Origin of the sequence: Paenibacillus luteus, from assembly GCF_006542765.1 — a bacterium.
Taxonomy (GTDB): Bacteria; Bacillota; Bacilli; order Paenibacillales; family Paenibacillaceae; genus Pristimantibacillus; species Pristimantibacillus luteus.
Genome location: NZ_SKCD01000084.1, coordinates 1 through 764 on the forward strand (window position 1 = coordinate 1; position 764 = coordinate 764).

The 764-nt window shown below is 44.1% G+C and carries 1 protein-coding gene; it reads right to left on the bottom strand.

Annotated features, from left to right (window positions below; all coding sequences use genetic code 11):
- Positions 1-764 (bottom strand): type 2 periplasmic-binding domain-containing protein (locus E0496_RS35800; protein WP_479680882.1); only part of this gene is annotated, 764 nt, incomplete at both ends.

Consider the following 764-nt stretch of genomic DNA (forward strand, 5'->3'; position numbering starts at 1 on the left):
AAATTGTTTTCTACATAGCCATTCATGGATTTGAAAGAACCAGTCTCGCCAAATACCTTCTCGAATTGAGCATTTGCGTTGTCACCAGCTTTAAACTTCTCAATGTTATCGTAGTAGCCTTTTTCCTCAGCGTTGAGCTTAGACGTGTCGCCTGTTTTGAATGCTTCAACAATTTTGAGGTGTGCCTGTAAGTTTTTTTGTGCTTTCCATGCTTTGGCTACCGCATAGTGATGACCAGGAGCAGGCTCAGGTCCCATAAATTTATCAAACTCCGCTTGCGTTGTATCCCCGTAATTTAGGTCCGTCCAGAAATTAAGCAGCTTCATGATCGCTTCAGGATGCTCATACCCTTTGCGTACAACAAAGTAGTTTTCCACATTCAGTTTAATTTGAGGATTAGCAGGCTGGTCATCTTTGGAAACAATTGGATGAGCAAGCCAGTTGGCATCTGGAAAATTATCGATCGTTTGCTGCAGTGGGAACATCCCATTCCACATCGCTCCAATATTAATACCAACCCTGCCCGAAGCGGCAAGCTCAGCAGCTTTGCTCGAATCCTTTGCTCCAAAATCCTTTTCAATCAACCCTTCTTTGTACAGCTTGTTCAAATAAACAAGCGCGTCCTTCACTTCCGGCTGTGCGCTTCCGTATACAAGCTTGCCGTCAACTCCCCTTACCCAAGCTTTTGGATAAGCATCAAATGCGTTGAAGATACCAAGCGCTTCAGCTACCCCTGGCATTAAGAAATCTTTGTTCAGCATCAT